This is a genomic window from Streptomyces sp. NPDC037203, from assembly GCF_055605065.1.
Genome location: NZ_JBVJUC010000003.1, coordinates 1 through 15853 on the forward strand (window position 1 = coordinate 1; position 15853 = coordinate 15853).

Annotated in this window: 14 protein-coding genes, 1 rRNA gene and 1 riboswitch; of the genes, 12 read left to right on the forward strand and 3 right to left on the reverse strand. The window is 70.6% G+C overall.

What is annotated here, in order from left to right; translation table 11 throughout:
* From rrf to ACZ7EC_RS09225, 11 genes are all read left to right on the forward strand, one after another.
* A 5S ribosomal RNA gene (gene rrf / locus ACZ7EC_RS09175) occupies nucleotides 1–95 on the forward strand; the annotation flags it as partial.
* A 109-nt stretch (nucleotides 96–204) separates the two neighbouring features.
* Nucleotides 205–813, forward strand: coding sequence for a CDP-alcohol phosphatidyltransferase family protein (locus ACZ7EC_RS09180; protein ID WP_471059808.1), 609 nt, complete (start codon nucleotides 205–207; stop codon nucleotides 811–813).
* Nucleotides 814–928: 115 nt separating this feature from the next.
* Nucleotides 929–3424 (forward strand): sugar phosphate nucleotidyltransferase, encoded by a 2496-nt coding sequence (locus ACZ7EC_RS09185; RefSeq protein WP_397987016.1) that lies wholly within the window; start codon nucleotides 929–931, stop codon nucleotides 3422–3424.
* A gap of 145 nt (nucleotides 3425–3569) precedes the next feature.
* Complete coding sequence (locus tag ACZ7EC_RS09190; RefSeq protein ID WP_471059829.1) at nucleotides 3570–4529, forward strand: DUF881 domain-containing protein; 960 nt, start codon at nucleotides 3570–3572, stop codon at nucleotides 4527–4529.
* Complete coding sequence (locus ACZ7EC_RS09195; RefSeq protein ID WP_003988855.1) at nucleotides 4526–4858, forward strand: small basic family protein; 333 nt, start codon at nucleotides 4526–4528, stop codon at nucleotides 4856–4858. Before ACZ7EC_RS09190 ends, ACZ7EC_RS09195 begins: the two co-directional genes overlap by 4 nt.
* Nucleotides 4859–4862: 4 nt before the next feature.
* Nucleotides 4863–5813: a DUF881 domain-containing protein gene (locus tag ACZ7EC_RS09200; RefSeq protein WP_471059832.1), complete on the forward strand. Its 951-nt coding sequence runs from the start codon at nucleotides 4863–4865 to the stop codon at nucleotides 5811–5813.
* Nucleotides 5814–6003: 190 nt separating this feature from the next.
* Nucleotides 6004–6834: an FHA domain-containing protein gene (locus tag ACZ7EC_RS09205; RefSeq protein ID WP_471059835.1), complete on the forward strand. Its 831-nt coding sequence runs from the start codon at nucleotides 6004–6006 to the stop codon at nucleotides 6832–6834.
* A gap of 42 nt (nucleotides 6835–6876) precedes the next feature.
* Nucleotides 6877–7614, forward strand: a complete 738-nt coding sequence (ftsR, locus tag ACZ7EC_RS09210) for a transcriptional regulator FtsR (RefSeq protein WP_471059837.1) — start codon at nucleotides 6877–6879, stop codon at nucleotides 7612–7614.
* An 87-nt stretch (nucleotides 7615–7701) separates the two neighbouring features.
* On the forward strand, nucleotides 7702–8175 hold the full coding sequence (locus ACZ7EC_RS09215) for a bifunctional nuclease family protein (protein WP_026253112.1): 474 nt from the start codon (nucleotides 7702–7704) through the stop codon (nucleotides 8173–8175).
* Nucleotides 8176–8462: 287 nt separating this feature from the next.
* Nucleotides 8463–9107: a MerR family transcriptional regulator gene (locus ACZ7EC_RS09220; protein WP_397987021.1), complete on the forward strand. Its 645-nt coding sequence runs from the start codon at nucleotides 8463–8465 to the stop codon at nucleotides 9105–9107.
* A 69-nt stretch (nucleotides 9108–9176) separates the two neighbouring features.
* Nucleotides 9177–10547 carry a DNA polymerase IV gene (locus ACZ7EC_RS09225; protein WP_471059840.1) on the forward strand — a complete coding sequence of 457 codons (1371 nt, stop codon included), beginning with the start codon at nucleotides 9177–9179 and terminating at the stop codon, nucleotides 10545–10547.
* A 9-nt stretch (nucleotides 10548–10556) separates the two neighbouring features.
* Here ACZ7EC_RS09225 and ACZ7EC_RS09230 read toward each other — a convergent pair whose 3' ends face one another.
* Nucleotides 10557–10925 (reverse strand): PRC-barrel domain-containing protein, encoded by a 369-nt coding sequence (locus ACZ7EC_RS09230; RefSeq protein WP_471059842.1) that lies wholly within the window; start codon nucleotides 10923–10925, stop codon nucleotides 10557–10559.
* A gap of 119 nt (nucleotides 10926–11044) precedes the next feature.
* A riboswitch (glycine riboswitch) is annotated at nucleotides 11045–11140 on the forward strand.
* Nucleotides 11141–11312: 172 nt separating this feature from the next.
* Here ACZ7EC_RS09230 and gcvP point away from each other — a divergent pair.
* The gene (gene gcvP / locus ACZ7EC_RS09235; RefSeq protein ID WP_471059845.1) at nucleotides 11313–14198 is read left to right on the forward strand and encodes an aminomethyl-transferring glycine dehydrogenase; all 2886 of its coding nucleotides are present in this window, start codon (nucleotides 11313–11315) and stop codon (nucleotides 14196–14198) included.
* A gap of 69 nt (nucleotides 14199–14267) precedes the next feature.
* Here gcvP and ACZ7EC_RS09240 read toward each other — a convergent pair whose 3' ends face one another.
* A complete protein-coding gene (locus ACZ7EC_RS09240) occupies nucleotides 14268–14687 on the reverse strand; it encodes a TOBE domain-containing protein (protein ID WP_471059848.1) in 420 nt (139 codons plus the stop codon).
* A gap of 28 nt (nucleotides 14688–14715) precedes the next feature.
* Nucleotides 14716–15804 carry an ABC transporter ATP-binding protein gene (locus tag ACZ7EC_RS09245; protein WP_471059851.1) on the reverse strand — a complete coding sequence of 363 codons (1089 nt, stop codon included), beginning with the start codon at nucleotides 15802–15804 and terminating at the stop codon, nucleotides 14716–14718.
* Nucleotides 15805–15853 lie beyond the last annotated feature (49 nt).

Sequence of the window (15853 nt, forward strand, 5' to 3'; positions counted from 1 at the left end):
AAACGCCCGGTTACATTCCGAACCCGGAAGCTAAGCCTTTCAGCGCCGATGGTACTGCAGGGGGGACCCTGTGGGAGAGTAGGACGCCGCCGAACTCCTTTTAGAGCTCCGGCTCTTGGGCACCAGCCCGAGAGCCGGAGCTTTTTTGCGTTGGGGTAAAGTCGGGGAGCATCGTTGGCTCGTTTTCCCACAGGAGGCATCCGGGTGGAGGTCCAGGAGACCCGTGTCCAGACAGACCGGGTCCTCACCATCCCCAACATCCTCAGCATGGCGCGGCTCCTCGGCGTGCCCCTGTTCCTGTGGCTGATCCTCAGGCCGGAGTTCGGGGGCCCCAAGAGCGACGGATGGGCCCTGCTCGTGCTGGCCTTCAGCGGAGTCAGCGACTACCTGGACGGCAAGCTCGCCCGGCGCTGGAACCAGATCAGCAGCCTGGGCCGGCTCCTCGACCCGGCCGCCGACCGGCTCTACGTGCTCTCCACGCTGGTCGGCCTCACCTGGCGGGAGATCCTGCCCCTCTGGCTGACGGGCCTGCTGCTCGCGCGGGAGCTGATGCTCCTGGTGATGGTGGGTATCCTCCGCCGGCACGGCTACCCGCCGCCCCAGGTCAACTTCCTCGGGAAGGCAGCCACGTTCAACCTCATGTACGCCTTCCCGCTCCTGCTCCTCAGTGACGGCCACAGTTGGATCGCGTCACTGGCCGCTGTTTTCGGATGGGCGTTCGCCGGATGGGGTACAACCCTCTATTGGTGGGCAGGAGTGCTCTACGTGGTACAAGTCCGCCGATTGGTTCGCGCGGATGCCATGGCCGATTGAGCTCGGCGATTGTCCTGACGTAACGCCTCGATGGCCCGCGGCAGAAAAGTGCGGGACAATCTGGACGGGTGAAGTCGGCTAAGACCGTCGTCTCTCAGAGGAGGACGCTTCCGACATGAAGGCCGTCGTGATGGCCGGAGGTGAAGGCACCCGCCTTCGCCCCATGACCTCAAGCATGCCCAAGCCGCTCCTGCCAGTGGTGAACCGCCCGATCATGGAGCATGTGCTACGGCTGCTCAAAAGGCACGGGCTCACCGAGACCGTCGTCACCGTGCAGTTCCTTGCCTCGCTCGTCAAGAACTACTTCGGTGACGGCGAAGAACTCGGTATGGAGCTCACCTACGCCAATGAGGAGAAGCCACTCGGTACCGCCGGAAGCGTCAAGAACGCCGAAGAGGCATTGAAGGACGATGCCTTCCTCGTCATCTCCGGTGATGCCCTGACCGACTTCGACCTCACGGAGCTGATCAATTTCCACAAGGAGAAGGGCGCGCTCGTCACGGTCTGCCTGACCCGCGTGCCCAACCCCCTGGAATTCGGCATCACCATCGTGGACGAGGAAGGCAAGGTCGAGCGCTTCCTGGAGAAGCCGACTTGGGGGCAGGTCTTCTCCGACACCGTCAACACGGGCATCTACGTGATGGAGCCCGAAGTCTTCAACTACGTAGAACCCGATGTTCCGGTCGACTGGTCCGGCGATGTCTTCCCGCAGCTGATGAAGGAGGGCAAGCCGATCTACGGCTTCGTCGCCGAGGGCTACTGGGAGGACGTCGGCACGCACGAGAGCTACGTCAAGGCGCAGGCCGACGTGCTCGAAGGCAAGGTCAACGTCGACATCGACGGATTCGAGATCTCCCCCGGCGTATGGGTGGCCGAGGGCGCCGAGGTACATCCCGACGCCGTCCTGCGCGGACCGCTCTACATCGGCGACTACGCCAAGGTCGAAGCCGGAGCCGAGATACGCGAGGACTCCGTCGTCGGCTCGAACGTCGTCGTCAAGAGCGGCGCCTTCCTGCACAAGGCGGTCGTCCACGACAACGTCTATGTGGGCCAGCACAGCAATCTGCGCGGCTGCGTCGTCGGCAAGAACACCGACATCATGCGGGCCGCCCGGATCGAGGACGGCGCCGTCATCGGCGACGAATGCCTGATCGGCGAAGAATCGATCGTGCAGGGCAATGTGCGGGTCTACCCGTTCAAGACGATCGAGGCCGGCGCCTTCGTCAACACCTCGGTCATCTGGGAATCCAGAGGCCAGGCGCACCTCTTCGGCGCCCGCGGGGTCTCCGGCATCCTGAACGTGGAAATCACGCCCGAGCTCGCCGTACGCCTCGCCGGCGCGTACGCGACCACGCTCAAGAAGGGCTCCACGGTCACCACGGCCCGCGACCACTCCCGAGGCGCCCGCGCGCTCAAGCGCGCGGTGATCTCGGCACTGCAGGCGAGCGCCATCGACGTACGCGACCTGGAGAACGTGCCGCTGCCCGTGGCCCGGCAGCAGACCGCGCGGGGCAGCGCCGGCGGCATCATGATCCGCACCACGCCCGGCGTCCCCGACTCCGTCGACATCATGTTCTTCGACGGCCAGGGCGCCGACCTGTCCCAGGGCGGCCAGCGCAAGCTGGACCGGGTGTTCGCGCGCCAGGAGTACCGGCGGGCGTTCCCCGGCGAGATCGGGGACCTGTACTTCCCCTCCAGCGTCTTCGACTCGTACACCGGGTCGCTGCTGCGCAATGTCGACACCAGCGGGATCGCCGAGTCCGGCATGAAGGTCGTCGTGGACGCCTCCAACGGCAGCGCGGGCCTGGTGCTGCCCAGCCTGCTGGGCAAGCTCGGAGTGGACTCGCTGACCATCAATCCGGGTCTGGACGAGTCCAGGCCCACCGAGACCGCCGAGATGCGGCGCAGCGGTCTGGTGCGGCTCGGCGAGATCGTCGCGTCCTCGGGCGCCGCGTTCGGCGTCCGCTTCGACCCCGTCGGCGAGCGGCTGTCGCTCGTGGACGAGAAGGGCCGGATCATCGAGGACGACCGGGCGCTGCTGGTGATGCTGGACCTGGTGGCCGCGGAGCGGCGCAGCGGCCGGGTGGCGCTGCCCGTCACCACGACCCGCATCGCCGAACAGGTGGCCGCCTACCACGGCACCCAGGTCGAGTGGACGACGACCTCGCCCGACGACCTCACTCGTGTGGGTGGTGCGGAAGGCACCATCTTCGGCGGTGACGGCAAGGGCGGGTTCATCGTTCCCGAGTTCGGCAGCGTGTTCGACGGTACGGCCGCGTTCGTCCGGCTGATCGGGCTCGTGGCGCGCACCCAGCTCACCCTGAGCCAGATCGACGCGCGGATCCCGCGGGCGCACGTCCTCAAGCGGGATCTGGCGACGCCGTGGGCCGTCAAGGGACTCGTGATGCGCCGGGTGGTCGAGGCGGCCGGGGACCGCTCGGTCGACACCACCGACGGGGTGCGGGTCGTGGAGGCCGACGGGCGCTGGGTGATGGTGCTGCCCGACCCGGCCGAGGCCGTCACGCATCTGTGGGCCGAGGGTCCGGACGACGCTTCCGCGCAGGCCCTGCTGGACGAATGGTCCGGGGTCGTGGACAGCGCCGGGCGGTAAGCCGCACGGCCGCGGCCCGCACGGATCGCGGCCGCGGAACCGCCGCACGCGCGGGTGTCGGACAGGTCTCCCCTGAGGGGGGCCTGTCCGGCCGCGTCGGTGGGGCCATTCGGAGTATCGGGCGCGACATGCGACGATGTGCGGCATGCCGCAGCAACCCCCCGATCGGAGCAGCGCCGCGCGGTCGCGCCGCCTGGACGCCTCCATGTCGTTGATCACCAACGTCATGGACCACAGCCTCGACGACGGGTATGCCGAGGCCGCCGCCCGGAAGAAGTCCTGGGGCGAGGGCGGCCTGCCGAAGACCCTCAGGGCGAAGCTCGGCCTCGCGGGCGGGCTCGTGCTCGCCGCGCTGGTCGTGACCGTCGGGGCGGCCCAGGCGCGGGTGGCGGCGCCCGTGGTGGCGAAGGAGCGCCAGGAGCTGATCGACCGCGTCGACAAGGAGACCGCCGACGCGGACAAGCTCCAGGGCAGCGTGGACAAGCTGCGTGAGGACGTCAGCGCGCGCCAGCGGGCGGCGCTGCGGTCGAGCGGCGGCAGCGCCGAGGCGGACCTGGTGGGCATGCTGTCGGGCGCCACCGAGGTACACGGTCCGGGCGTCAAGCTGGTGGTGAACGACGCCAAGGAGGCCAGCACCGGCGGCGACGGCACCAACCCGCGGGAGACCGCCGGGTTCTCCGACACCGGCCGGGTGCGCGACCGCGATCTCCAGCGCGTGGTCAACGGGCTGTGGGCGTCCGGCGCCGAGGCCGTCTCCGTCAACGGGCAGCGGCTGACCGCCCTGTCGGCGATCAGGGCCGCCGGAGACGCGATCCTGGTCGACAACAGGCCGCTCGTGCCGCCGTACACCGTGCTGGCGGTGGGGGACGGGCCCCGGCTGAGCAGCGACTTCCAGAACAGTGGCGACGGGCTGTATCTGCACGCCCTGGAGCAGAACTACGGCATCCGCGCCACCATCTCCACCGAGCACGACGTCCGCTTGCCCGCCGCGCCGAGTGTGATCGTACGCACGGCGCAACCGGTCCCCGAGACGGCGGACGCCAAGAACTCCGAGAACGCCAAGCACACCGAGAACAACGAGAAGACGGAGAAGGGCACATCGTGATCGCCGTACTGGGCCTCGTCGTGGGAGTGGTGGCCGGCCTGTTGGTCCGGCCCGAGGTTCCGGCGGTCGTGGAGCCTTATCTGCCGATCGCCGTCGTGGCGGCATTGGACGCCGTCTTCGGTGGTCTGCGGGCCATGCTGGACGGCATTTTCGACGACAAGGTCTTCGTGGTGTCCTTCCTGTCGAACGTGGTCGTGGCGGCCCTGATCGTGTTCCTGGGCGACAAGTTGGGCGTGGGCGCGCAGCTGTCCACGGGCGTCGTGGTCGTCCTCGGTATCCGCATCTTCTCCAACGCCGCGGCGATCCGGCGGCATGTCTTCCGGGCTTGAGGCGATGAGCGACAACCAGCACCCCGACGACGAGCGGCACGGGCACCACGGCCACGCGCACGGCGAGCACGCGCACGGCGAGCACGCGCACGGCGAGCACGCGCACGGCGAGCACGCGCACGGTGAGCACGCCGCCCGGCCGGAGAACCGGCTGCGCAAGGAGCTGCCCGCCGAGGTGCCCGCCGCGGCGCCCGGTGCCGGCCAGCGGCCCGTTCCGCGCCCCGACGCGTCGCTGACCGGCCGTGAGCGGCTCGCCAAGGGGCTGTGGCCGCCGCGCCTGACCCGGCCCCAACTCATCGTCGCGCTGCTCCTGTTCGGGCTCGGCTTCGGCCTGGCAGTCCAGGTGGCGTCCAACAGCGACACCGACAGCGCGCTGCGCGGCGCACGTCAGGAAGATCTTGTCCGCATCCTGGATGAACTGGATTCGCGTACCCAGCGTCTTGAGGACGAGAAGCAGGGACTCGAAAAGCAGCGGTCGGAGCTCCAGAGCAGCTCCGACCGGGCCGCGGAGGCACGCAAGCAGACCGCCGAGAAGGAACGGCAACTCGGCATCCTGGCGGGCACCGTGGCGGCCCGGGGTCCCGGCATCACCATGACGATCGAGGACACGAAGGGGACGGTCCAGGCGGACATGCTGCTCGACACCATCCAGGAGCTGCGCGCGGCCGGTGCTGAGGCGATCCAGGTCAACGGCGTGCGCGTGGTGGCCAACACCTACTTCGCGGACGCGGGCAAGAGCGTGAGCGTGGACGGGAACAAGATCAACGCCCCTTATCGTTTCAAGGTCATCGGCAAGCCGCAGGATCTCGAGCCGGCGCTGAACATTCCGGGAGGCGTGGTGCAGACTCTGGAGAAGGAGCAGGCCACGGTCTCTGTCGCGCAGTCGGGCAAGATCGTCGTGGACGCCTTGCGACAGGCGAAGCAGCCTGACTACGCTCGGTCGTCCTCCCAGTGAACCGGCGGTGCATGGGGGCGGTCCAGCAAGGGCATGAGGTTGCGGGGGGTCGGCGCACCGACGAGGTGACGCGTGGTGGAAACTGTCTGGCGGGCACGGACGTTGTGAGGGTGTCCGGGTCGGCCGGTGTCGGCAATCAGGGTTCGTCCTGCCCCACGGGCGGGTCTGTTTCGGTCAAGGGGAATCGCCCGTGAAGTTGTTTGCGAAGTGGTTCGGCAAGAGCGCGCGAGAGGGCGGCGACAACGCGACCGCTCGTCATCGCGCACAGCCTGACGCACAGGGTCAGCGACCGCTGTTCCGGGACCAGGTGGCTGGTCCGGGCGGTGACATTTCGGGAGGCCAGGGCGCGCCGTCAGTTGACCCTGCCCACTCCGGCGGCATAGGTTTCGGGCAACCGTCAACCTCAAGTACGGGTGGAGACTTTGCTCCGGGCCCGTACGCGTCCAATGCCCCGGCGGGGCAGCCGCGGCAGGAGGATCCGTCCATGTCGGCCCTGGTGTGTACGAGGTGCGGTAACCGCAACGCGGAGAACGCCCGCTTCTGTTCCAACTGCGGCGCGCCGCTGCGTCCCGGCGCCGTGCCCGAGCGCGCGTCCGAGACGACGTCCACGATCTCGATCTCCGGTCTGGAGGCCTACGACGCGGAGGTGACCGGCCAGACGCCGATCCCGTCGCTGTCGCCGGAGGCGCAGGCCGCGGTGGAGGCGCTGCCTGCGGGCTCGGCCCTGCTGGTGGTGCGCCGGGGCCCGAACTCGGGCAGCCGCTTCCTGCTCGACGGCGACCTGACCACGGCGGGCCGTCATCCGCAGAGCGACATCTTCCTGGACGACGTGACCGTCTCGCGCCGCCATGTGGAGTTCCGCCGCTCGCCGGACGGTTCGTTCACCGTCGCCGACGTCGGCAGCCTGAACGGCACGTACGTCAACCGCGAGCCGATCGACCAGGTCGCCCTGCACAGCGGTGACGAGGTGCAGATCGGCAAGTACCGGCTGGTGTTCTACCCGAGCCGGCAGGGCATCTGACCTACCCCCGGACGCGTTCCGGGGGTAACCCAGGGAAGGTCCATGCTTCACACACCGAGCGGCGGTGCCGGAAGCGGTACCGCCGCCAGGGACAGCGGGTTGATGAGCATCGGCGCGGTGCTGAACGCGCTGCGCGAGGAGTTCCCCGAAGTCACCATCTCCAAGATCCGTTTCCTGGAGGCGGAGGGGCTCATCGAGCCGCAGCGGACCCCTTCGGGGTACCGCAAGTTCAGCCCCGGTGACCTTGAGCGCCTGGGCCACGTCCTGAGAATGCAGCGGGACCACTATCTGCCGCTCAAGGTGATCCGCGAGCATCTGGACGCCATGGAGCGGGGCGAGGCCGCCCCACTGCCCGTAGTCGGGCGCCAGCGCACCGGGGACGACGTCCTGGAGGTGCAGGAGGGGCCCACCGTGGCCAGGGTCGGCCGCTCCGAGCTGCTGGCCGCCGCGGACATCGGGGAGGCCGAGCTGGCGGAGTGGGAGTCGTATGGACTCCTGGTGCCGCTGGCGGACGGTACGTACGACGCGGAGGCGGTCACCGTGGCCTCCCTCGTCGCCGAACTGGGTCGCTTCGGTATCGAGCCCCGCCATCTGCGGGTGATGAAGGCGGCCGCCGACCGGGAGGCCGGGCTGGTGGAGCAGGTGGTGGCCCCGCTCAAGCGCCACCGCAACCCGCAGACCAGAGTGCTCGCCGAAGCCCGGACGAAGGAGCTGGCGGCGCTCACCATGAAACTGCACGCGGCCCTCGTGAAAACCGCCCTCGGGGTGCGTCTTCCCTGATCCGCGGGCGGCCCGCAGGGGACCGGTTCGGCCGGCGCTCGCGGCCCCGACTACCCAAACGTCCGGGGCACGGCCTAGGGTTGCTGTGTGAACGAGCTCGATGTCGTAGGTGTCCGGGTCGAAATGCCCTCCAACCAACCGATCGTGCTCCTGCGCGAAGTGGGAGGCGACCGTTACCTCCCCATCTGGATCGGGCCGGGGGAGGCGACGGCGATCGCCTTCGCCCAGCAGGGCATGGCCCCGGCCAGACCGCTGACCCACGACCTGTTCAAGGACGTGCTGGAGGCCGTCGGCCAGGAGCTGACCGAAGTCCGCATCACCGACCTGCGGGAAGGGGTCTTCTACGCGGAGCTGGTCTTCGCCTCCGGAGTCGAGGTCAGCGCCCGTCCGTCCGACGCCATAGCGCTGGCCCTGCGCACCGGCACGCCGATCTACGGCAGCGACACGGTGCTGGACGACGCGGGGATCGCCATCCCGGACGAGCAGGAGGACGAGGTGGAGAAGTTCCGCGAGTTCCTCGACCAGATCTCGCCCGAGGACTTCGGCACCAGCAGCCAGTGAGGCCGTCGGTGCGTCCGGGTGGCGTACAGGTGCCCTGGCCTGCGCGGCCGGGGCATCCGGGGGACGGCCCGTCGTCCGGCGCGGCCCGGTTCCGGCGGCAATTGCCACCGGCGATTGAGAGCGTCCTACGGGTCCCCGCGAGGGCATTCGGCTAGCCTTTCCCCGCGGTGGGACACGGGAAACCACTCCTTGGGTGATTATCACTCGGCGTGCCGAGTGTGGCGATCGTTGACGCACCCCTGGTGACTGCCTACCGTCGAGAAGGCAGGTCGAGGACGGAGGTCGGCGTGAGAACCAGCGGCGACGGTACGGCTGGGGGTGCTCCCGTGCGCGGTTTCGGGGAGAGCGGTCCGTACCCGGTTCACAGCAGCGCGGTGGATCACGCTCCGCAACGGCCGACGGCGGTGCCGGACGGCGAAGGGGCGGCGTCCATGACGTCCGAGGAGATCGGCTACCGGGGGCCCACGGCCTGTGCGGCGGCCGGCATCACGTATCGACAGCTCGACTACTGGGCGCGTACGGGCCTGGTCGAGCCGAGTGTGCGGCCCGCGTACGGGTCGGGAACCCAGCGGCTGTACAGCTTCCGGGACGTCGTCGTCCTGAAGATCGTCAAGCGGTTCCTGGACACCGGGGTCTCGCTCCAGAACATCCGTTCCGCCGTGCAGCATCTCAGGGAGCGCGGTTTCTGCGACCTGGAGCGCATGACGCTCATGAGTGACGGCGCGACCGTCTACGAGTGCACGTCGCCGGACGAGGTGCACGCGCTCCTCCAGGGGGGCCAGGGCATCTTCGGGATCGCGGTCGGCGTGGTGTGGCGGGACGTGGAGAACGCCCTGTCCCAGCTGCACGGCGAGCGCGTCGACACGGGCGAGACGCTGGTCGGGCACAACCCGGCGGACGAACTGGCGCGCCGCCGCAACCGGGCGGTCTGAACCTGCTGCCGGGCCGGAGGGCCGCCGGGCGCCCGCGGATTGTCAGTGCCGTGGTGCAGCATCGGAGATGTGAGAAACGCGCCCACGATCCTGCATCTCGACATGGATGCCTTCTACGCCTCGGTGGAGCAGGCATCCAAGCCGAGCCTGCGCGGGAAAGCGGTCGTGGTGGGCGGTCTCGGACCGCGCGGGGTGGTGGCCACGGCGTCGTACGAGGCGCGGGCCTTCGGGGTCCACTCGGCGATGCCCATGGCCCAGGCCCGCCGGCTCGCGCCCCACGCGGCGTACCTGGTGCCGCGCTTCAGCCTGTACCGAGCGGTCAGCGAGCAGGTGATGACGCTGCTGCGGGCGCTGTCGCCGCTGGTGGAACCGCTGAGCCTGGACGAGGCGTTCGTGGACCTGGCGGCCTCGGGTGCGGCGACGGACGCGGAGTCGGCACGGCGGACGGGAGAGCGGCTGCGTGCGGACATCAGCGCCGTCACCGGGCTCACCGGGTCGGTGGGGCTCGCCGCGTCCAAGATGCTCGCCAAGATCGCCTCCGAACAAGCCAAGCCGGACGGTCTGGTCCTCATCGAGCCGGGCACCGAGCGGGCGCTGCTGGGCCCGCTGCCGGTGCGGACCCTGCCGGGGGTGGGGCCGGCCACCGGTGACCATCTGCGGCGCGCCGGGATCACCACGGTCGGGGAGCTGGCCGAGGCGGGCGAGGACGAACTCGTACGACTGCTCGGCAAGGCCCACGGCGGGGCGCTGTACGCCATGGCGCTGGCGCACGACGAGCGGCCGGTGGTGGCCGAGCGGGAGGCCAAGTCCGTGTCGGTCGAGGACACGTACGACGTGGACATCCACGACCGGCCGCGGATCGGCCTCGAAGTGCGGCGGCTGGCGGACCGGTGCGTGCGGCGGCTGCGCGAGGCGGGACTGTCCGGGCGGACGATCGTACTGAAGGTGCGGCGGTACGACTTCTCGACGCTGACCCGCTCCGAGACGCTGCGGGGACCCACGGACGATCCGGCGGTGGTGCGGGAGGCCGCCGAGCGGTTGCTGGACTCGGTGGACACGACGGGCGGGGTGCGCCTGCTCGGTGTCGGCGTCTCCGGGCTCGCCGACTACACCCAGGAGGACCTGTTCGCCCAGGCCTCCTCTCGGGCGGAGCCGGCACCGGAGGAGGCCGCGGCCGAGCCGGTCGGCGTGCCCCGTGAGCCGGTGCTGCCGCACTGGCGGGCCGGCCAGGACGTCCGGCACGCCGAGCACGGACACGGATGGGTGCAGGGCAGCGGGGTGGGCCGGGTGACGGTGCGCTTCGAGACCCCGCAGTCCCCACCGGGACGGATACGCACCTTCCTCGTCACCGACCCCGCGCTGCAGCCCGCGGACCCCCTGCCCCTGGTCCTCCCGCCGCCCACACCCTCAGCCGTCCCCGGCCTTCCGGCCACGCCGTGACCGCGGGCTCTACGTCTCCTCCGAGCCCGCCAGTCTGCCGAAGGTGTGGTCCGGGGCGGGGTCCGGGGTCACGTCGAGGCCGTAGTGGTGGTAGAGCTGGAGTTCCTGTTCGGGGGAGAGGTGGCGGCCGACCCCGAAGTCGGGGGCGTCCTTGATCAGGGAGCGGTCGAAGGGGACGTGGAGGGTGCCCTCGACGAGTTCGCTGGGTTCCAGGGGGACGAAGGCGTCGCGGGAGAACAGGCCGGTGCGTATGGCCGCCCACTCGGGGACACCGGTGGCGTCGTCCAGATACACCTCGTCAATGGTGCCGATCTTGGTGCCACTGCGGTCGAACGCCTTGCGGCCGATCAGGTTCCGAGGATCGATGTCGCTCTGCACGGTCCCTCTCCCTCCAATTGGTCGCAACTCATCCGTAAGCACTACGAAAGAGCACATTCACTGCGGCGGCCACTTGAGAATCGGGCTGTTGACCTCGCTGGTAGGCTGATTGCGGCTGCTGACCCCGTGCGGGAGAGTCCTCCGATCCATCTCGGAGGCGCCGAAGGAGCAAATCCTCCCCGGAATCTCTCAGGCTCACGTACCGCACGGACGAGGTCACTCTGGAAAGCAGGGCGGGTGTCGACGGCTTCCGCTCTCACCGACGGTGAAAGCCGGCGCCGCGAGGTGCCCGGTGAAGCTCTCAGGTTGACATGACAGAGGGGGAGGCCGTCCGGGCACCCGCGCCGTGGTGCCCTTCGAAGGTCGTCAGACCAGGAGGCCTCCGCCATGACCGCCCATCGCATTCCGCTCTTCGAGCTCGAAGCGGGCATTTCCTTCGAACAGCGCCACATCGGGCCCGACCAGGAGGCGCGGGCCAAGATGCTCGCGCAGGTCGGCTACGGCTCCCTGGACGAGCTGACCGCCGCCGCGGTCCCGGATGTGATCAAGAACGCCGACGCCCTCGACCTGCCGGGCGCCCGCACCGAGGCCGAGGTACTGGCCGAGCTGCGCACGCTCGCCGACCGCAACCAGGTCCTCGGCTCCATGATCGGCCTGGGGTACTACGGCACCTTCACGCCGCCGGTCATCCTGCGCAACGTCCTGGAGAATCCGGCCTGGTACACGGCGTACACGCCCTACCAGCCGGAGATCTCCCAGGGCCGCCTGGAGGCCCTGCTGAACTTCCAGACCATGGTCGCCGACCTCACCGGTCTGCCCACCTCCGGCGCCTCCCTCCTGGACGAGGGCACGGCCGCCGCCGAGGCGATGGCCCTGTCCCGGCGCATGGGCAAGAACAAGAAGGGCCTCTTCCTGGTCGACGCGGACGCCCTGCCGCAGACCATCGCCGTCATCCAGACCCGCGCCGAGCCGACCGGCGTCGAGGTCGTCGTCGCCGACCTGAGCGCGGGCATCCCGGCCGACGTCGCCGCCCGTGACATCAACGGCGTGCTCGTCCAGTACCCCGGCGCCTCCGGTGCCGTACGCGACATCAAGCCGGTGATCGAGCAGGCGCACGAGCTGGGCGCCCTCGTCACCGTCGCCGCCGATCTCCTCGCCCTCACCCTGCTGACCTCGCCGGGCGAGCTGGGCGCCGACATCGCCATCGGCACAACCCAGCGCTTCGGCGTCCCGATGGGCTTCGGCGGCCCGCACGCCGGCTACATGGCGGTGCACGAGAAGTTCGCCCGCAGCCTGCCCGGCCGCCTGGTCGGCGTGTCCGTCGACGCCGACGGCAACAAGGCGTACCGGCTGGCCCTGCAGACCCGCGAGCAGCACATCCGCCGCGAGAAGGCCACCAGCAACATCTGCACCGCGCAGGTGCTGCTCGCCGTCATGGCCGGCATGTACGCCGTCTACCACGGCCCCGAGGGCCTGAAGACCATCGCCCGGCGCACCCACCGCTACGCGACGCTCCTCGCCGAGGGCCTGCGGGCCGGCGGCGTCGAGATCGCGCACGGCGCGTTCTTCGACACCGTCACCGCGCGCGTGCCCGGCAAGGCCGCCGAGATCGTCGCCGCCGCCCGTGACAAGGGCGTCAACCTGCGCCTGGTCGACGCCGACCACGTCTCCGCTGCCTGCGACGAGACCACCACGCGGGCCCATCTGGAGAGCGTCTGGTCCGCCTTCGGCGTCGAGGCCGACCTGGAGGCGCTGGACGCGGCCGCCGGTGACGCGCTGCCCGAGGCGCTGCTGCGCGGCGACGACTTCCTCGCCCACCCGGTCTTCCACCAGCACCGCTCCGAGACCTCGATGCTGCGCTACCTGCGCAAGCTGTCCGACCGCGACTACGCGCTCGACCGCGGCATGATCCCGCTGGGCTCCTGCACCATGAAGCTCAACGCGACCACCGAGATGGAGCCCGTCACCTGGCCCGAGTTCGGCGCGCTGCACCCCTTCGCGCCCGCCGAGCAGGCCGCCGGCTTCCTCACGCTCATCCACGAGCTGGAGGACCGCCTCGCCGAGGTCACCGGCTACGACAAGGTCTCCCTCCAGCCGAACGCCGGCTCCCAGGGTGAGCTGGCCGGTCTGCTGGCGGTGCGCGGCTACCACCGCGCCAACGGCGACGAGCAGCGCACCGTCTGCCTCATCCCGTCCTCCGCGCACGGCACCAACGCCGCCAGCGCCGTGATGGCCGGCATGAAGGTCGTCGTCGTCAAGACGTCCGACGACGGCGAGATCGACGTCGAGGACCTGCGGGCCAAGATCGAGCAGCACCGCGACCAGCTGTCCGTGCTGATGATCACCTACCCGTCCACGCACGGTGTGTTCGAGGAGCACGTCGCCGACATCTGCGCCCGTGTGCACGAGGTCGGCGGCCAGGTGTACGTCGACGGCGCCAACCTGAACGCCCTGGTCGGCCTCGCCAAGCCGGGCCACTTCGGCGGCGACGTCTCGCACCTGAACCTGCACAAGACCTTCTGCATCCCGCACGGCGGCGGCGGCCCCGGCGTCGGCCCGGTCGCGGTGCGCTCGCACCTCGCGCCGTACCTGCCCAACCACCCGCTCCAGCCGGCGGCCGGCCCGGAGACGGGCGTCGGCCCGGTCTCGGCGGCGCCGTGGGGCTCGGCGGGCATCCTGCCGATCTCCTGGGCGTACGTCCGGCTGATGGGCGGCGAGGGCCTCAAGCGGGCCACCCAGGTGGCCGTGCTCTCCGCGAACTACATCGCCAAGCGCCTGGAGCCGCACTTCCCGGTGCTCTACACCGGCCCCGGCGGCCTGGTCGCGCACGAGTGCATCATCGACCTGCGCCCGCTGACCAAGGCGACCGGCGTCAGCGTGGACGACGTGGCCAAGCGCCTGATCGACTACGGCTTCCACGCCCCGACCATGTCGTTCCCGGTGGCCGGCACGCTGATGATCGAGCCGACCGAGTCGGAGGACATCACCGAGCTGGACCGGTTCTGCGACGCGATGATCGCCATCCGCGCGGAGATCGAGAAGGTCGGCTCCGGCGTGTGGCCGGCCGAGGACAACCCGCTGCACAACGCCCCGCACACCGCCGCCGCGCTCGGCGGCGAGTGGACGCACGCCTACAGCCGCGAGGAGGCCGTCTTCCCCGCCGGGGTCTCGGTGGCCGACAAGTACTGGCCGCCGGTGCGCCGCATCGACCAGGCCTTCGGCGACCGCAACCTGGTCTGCTCCTGCCCGCCGCTGGACGCGTACGAGGACTGACCGCGCAGCCGTGCCCCGAGGGCCCCGTCCGGATCGCCGGGCGGGGCCCTCGCCCATGCCGTCCGCCGGTCAGCCGGTGGCCAGCGACACCTCGGTCGCCTTGATCAGGGCCACCACGTCGGAGCCCACGAACAGGCCCAGCTGCTCGGCCGCCTCCCTGGTGATGGCGGCGGTCAGCTCGCCGCCCGGCACCGAGATCCGCACGGTCGCCATGACGGCACCGATGGTCAGGCCGACCACCGCGCCGGGCAGCTGGTTGCGGATCGACAGGCCCTCCACCTGACGCGTGGCCACGGAGACCTCGGTCGACTTCACCAGGGCGCGCACCGGTGTGCCGGGGGAGAGGGCCAGGTCCTCGGCGGCGGCCAGGGTGATGGCCGCGGTGAGGCGCTGGCCGCCCTCCAGCCGGACCTCGACGGTGGCCATGGCCTCGCCCGGACGGACCGCCGTGACGGTGCCGGCGAGCTGGTTGCGGATGCTCAGGGTCATGGGCACCCACCGTAGAGCGCCCGTCGGCTCAGGCGGGGTATGCGTGGGTCTGGGTCGCCTTGACCGTCGCCCAGACCGGTGTACCGGGCTGGAGCCCCAGCTCGGCGGCGGACACCGTGGTGAGGTCGGCGGCGAGCGGGAGTTCACCGGTGAGCTCGGTGCGGATCTGGTCGCCGTGCGTCTCCAGGCCGGCCACCTCGCACCGCCACAGATTGCGGGCGCTGGCTCCGGCGGGCCGCTCCCGGAAGAGGGTCACGGCCGAGGGCGGAAAGGCGACGAAGGCCGGTCCGGACAGCTCCTCGGTCGTGGTGATCGAGGGCCCGGCGTCCAGTCGTACGGTGTGGCCCGCGGCCTCGCCCCGGTAGAGGTTGAGGCCGACGAGCTGGGCGATGTAGTCCGTGCGCGGGCGGCGGGCGATGTCGGCGGGGGCGCCCTCCTGGACGATCCGGCCGTGCTCCACCACCACCAGGCGGTCCGCGAGCACCATGGCGTCCAGCGGATCGTGCGTCACGAGCACCGCGACCGCCTCGAACTCGGCGAGGTGGCGGCGGAGCTGGGCCCGCACCTCCAGCCGGGTCCGGGCGTCGAGCGCGGCCAGCGGCTCGTCGAGCAGCAGCAGCCGGGGCCGGGTGGCCAGGGCGCGGGCGAGGGCGACGCGCTGGGCCTGGCCGCCGGACAGCCGGCGCGGCTTGGCGCCCGCGTGCTCGGCGAGCCCCATGCGCTCCAGCCAGCCCGCGGCCAGGGCACGGGCCTCCGCCTTGCCCTGTCCCTGGCAGCGCGGCCCGAACGCCACGTTGTCCAGCGCGGACAGGTGCGGGAAGAGGAGGTAGTCCTGGAAGACGACACCGACCGGGCGGGACTCCGGCGGGACGCGCTCCAACGGGACGCCGTCCAGCCGCAGATGGCCGTCGCCGAGCGGCACCAGACCGGCGAGGGCGCGCAGCGCGGTGGTCTTGCCCGCGCCGTTGGGACCCAGCAGCGCGACCACGTCACCGGGCGCCGCCCGCAGCGCCACGTCCAGCCGGAAGCCGCCCCGGTCCACCACGAGCCGGGCGTCGAGGCCCTGCCGGTCGGCGCTCCGCGGGTCCGAAGGGCCGGGGTCCGGTGCGTCGGTCATGCGTACGGGGTCCTTCGGCCAGGGCTGCTCGGTGGGTGTCGTCCGCCAT

What these genes read in the sequence shown, in the direction of transcription:
- ACZ7EC_RS09185 (WP_397987016.1), top strand. Translation starts at nt 929, where the DNA reads ATGAAGGCCGTCGTGATGGCCGGAGGTGAAGGCACCCGCCTTCGCCCC.
- ACZ7EC_RS09240 (WP_471059848.1), bottom strand. Translation starts at nt 14,687, where the DNA reads ATGACCCTGAGCATCCGCAACCAGCTCGCCGGCACCGTCACGGCGGTC.
- gcvP (WP_471059845.1), top strand. Translation starts at nt 11,313, where the DNA reads ATGACCGCCCATCGCATTCCGCTCTTCGAGCTCGAAGCGGGCATTTCC.
- ACZ7EC_RS09245 (WP_471059851.1), bottom strand. Translation starts at nt 15,804, where the DNA reads ATGACCGACGCACCGGACCCCGGCCCTTCGGACCCGCGGAGCGCCGAC.
- ACZ7EC_RS09190 (WP_471059829.1), top strand. Translation starts at nt 3,570, where the DNA reads ATGCCGCAGCAACCCCCCGATCGGAGCAGCGCCGCGCGGTCGCGCCGC.
- ftsR (WP_471059837.1), top strand. Translation starts at nt 6,877, where the DNA reads ATGCTTCACACACCGAGCGGCGGTGCCGGAAGCGGTACCGCCGCCAGG.
- ACZ7EC_RS09200 (WP_471059832.1), top strand. Translation starts at nt 4,863, where the DNA reads ATGAGCGACAACCAGCACCCCGACGACGAGCGGCACGGGCACCACGGC.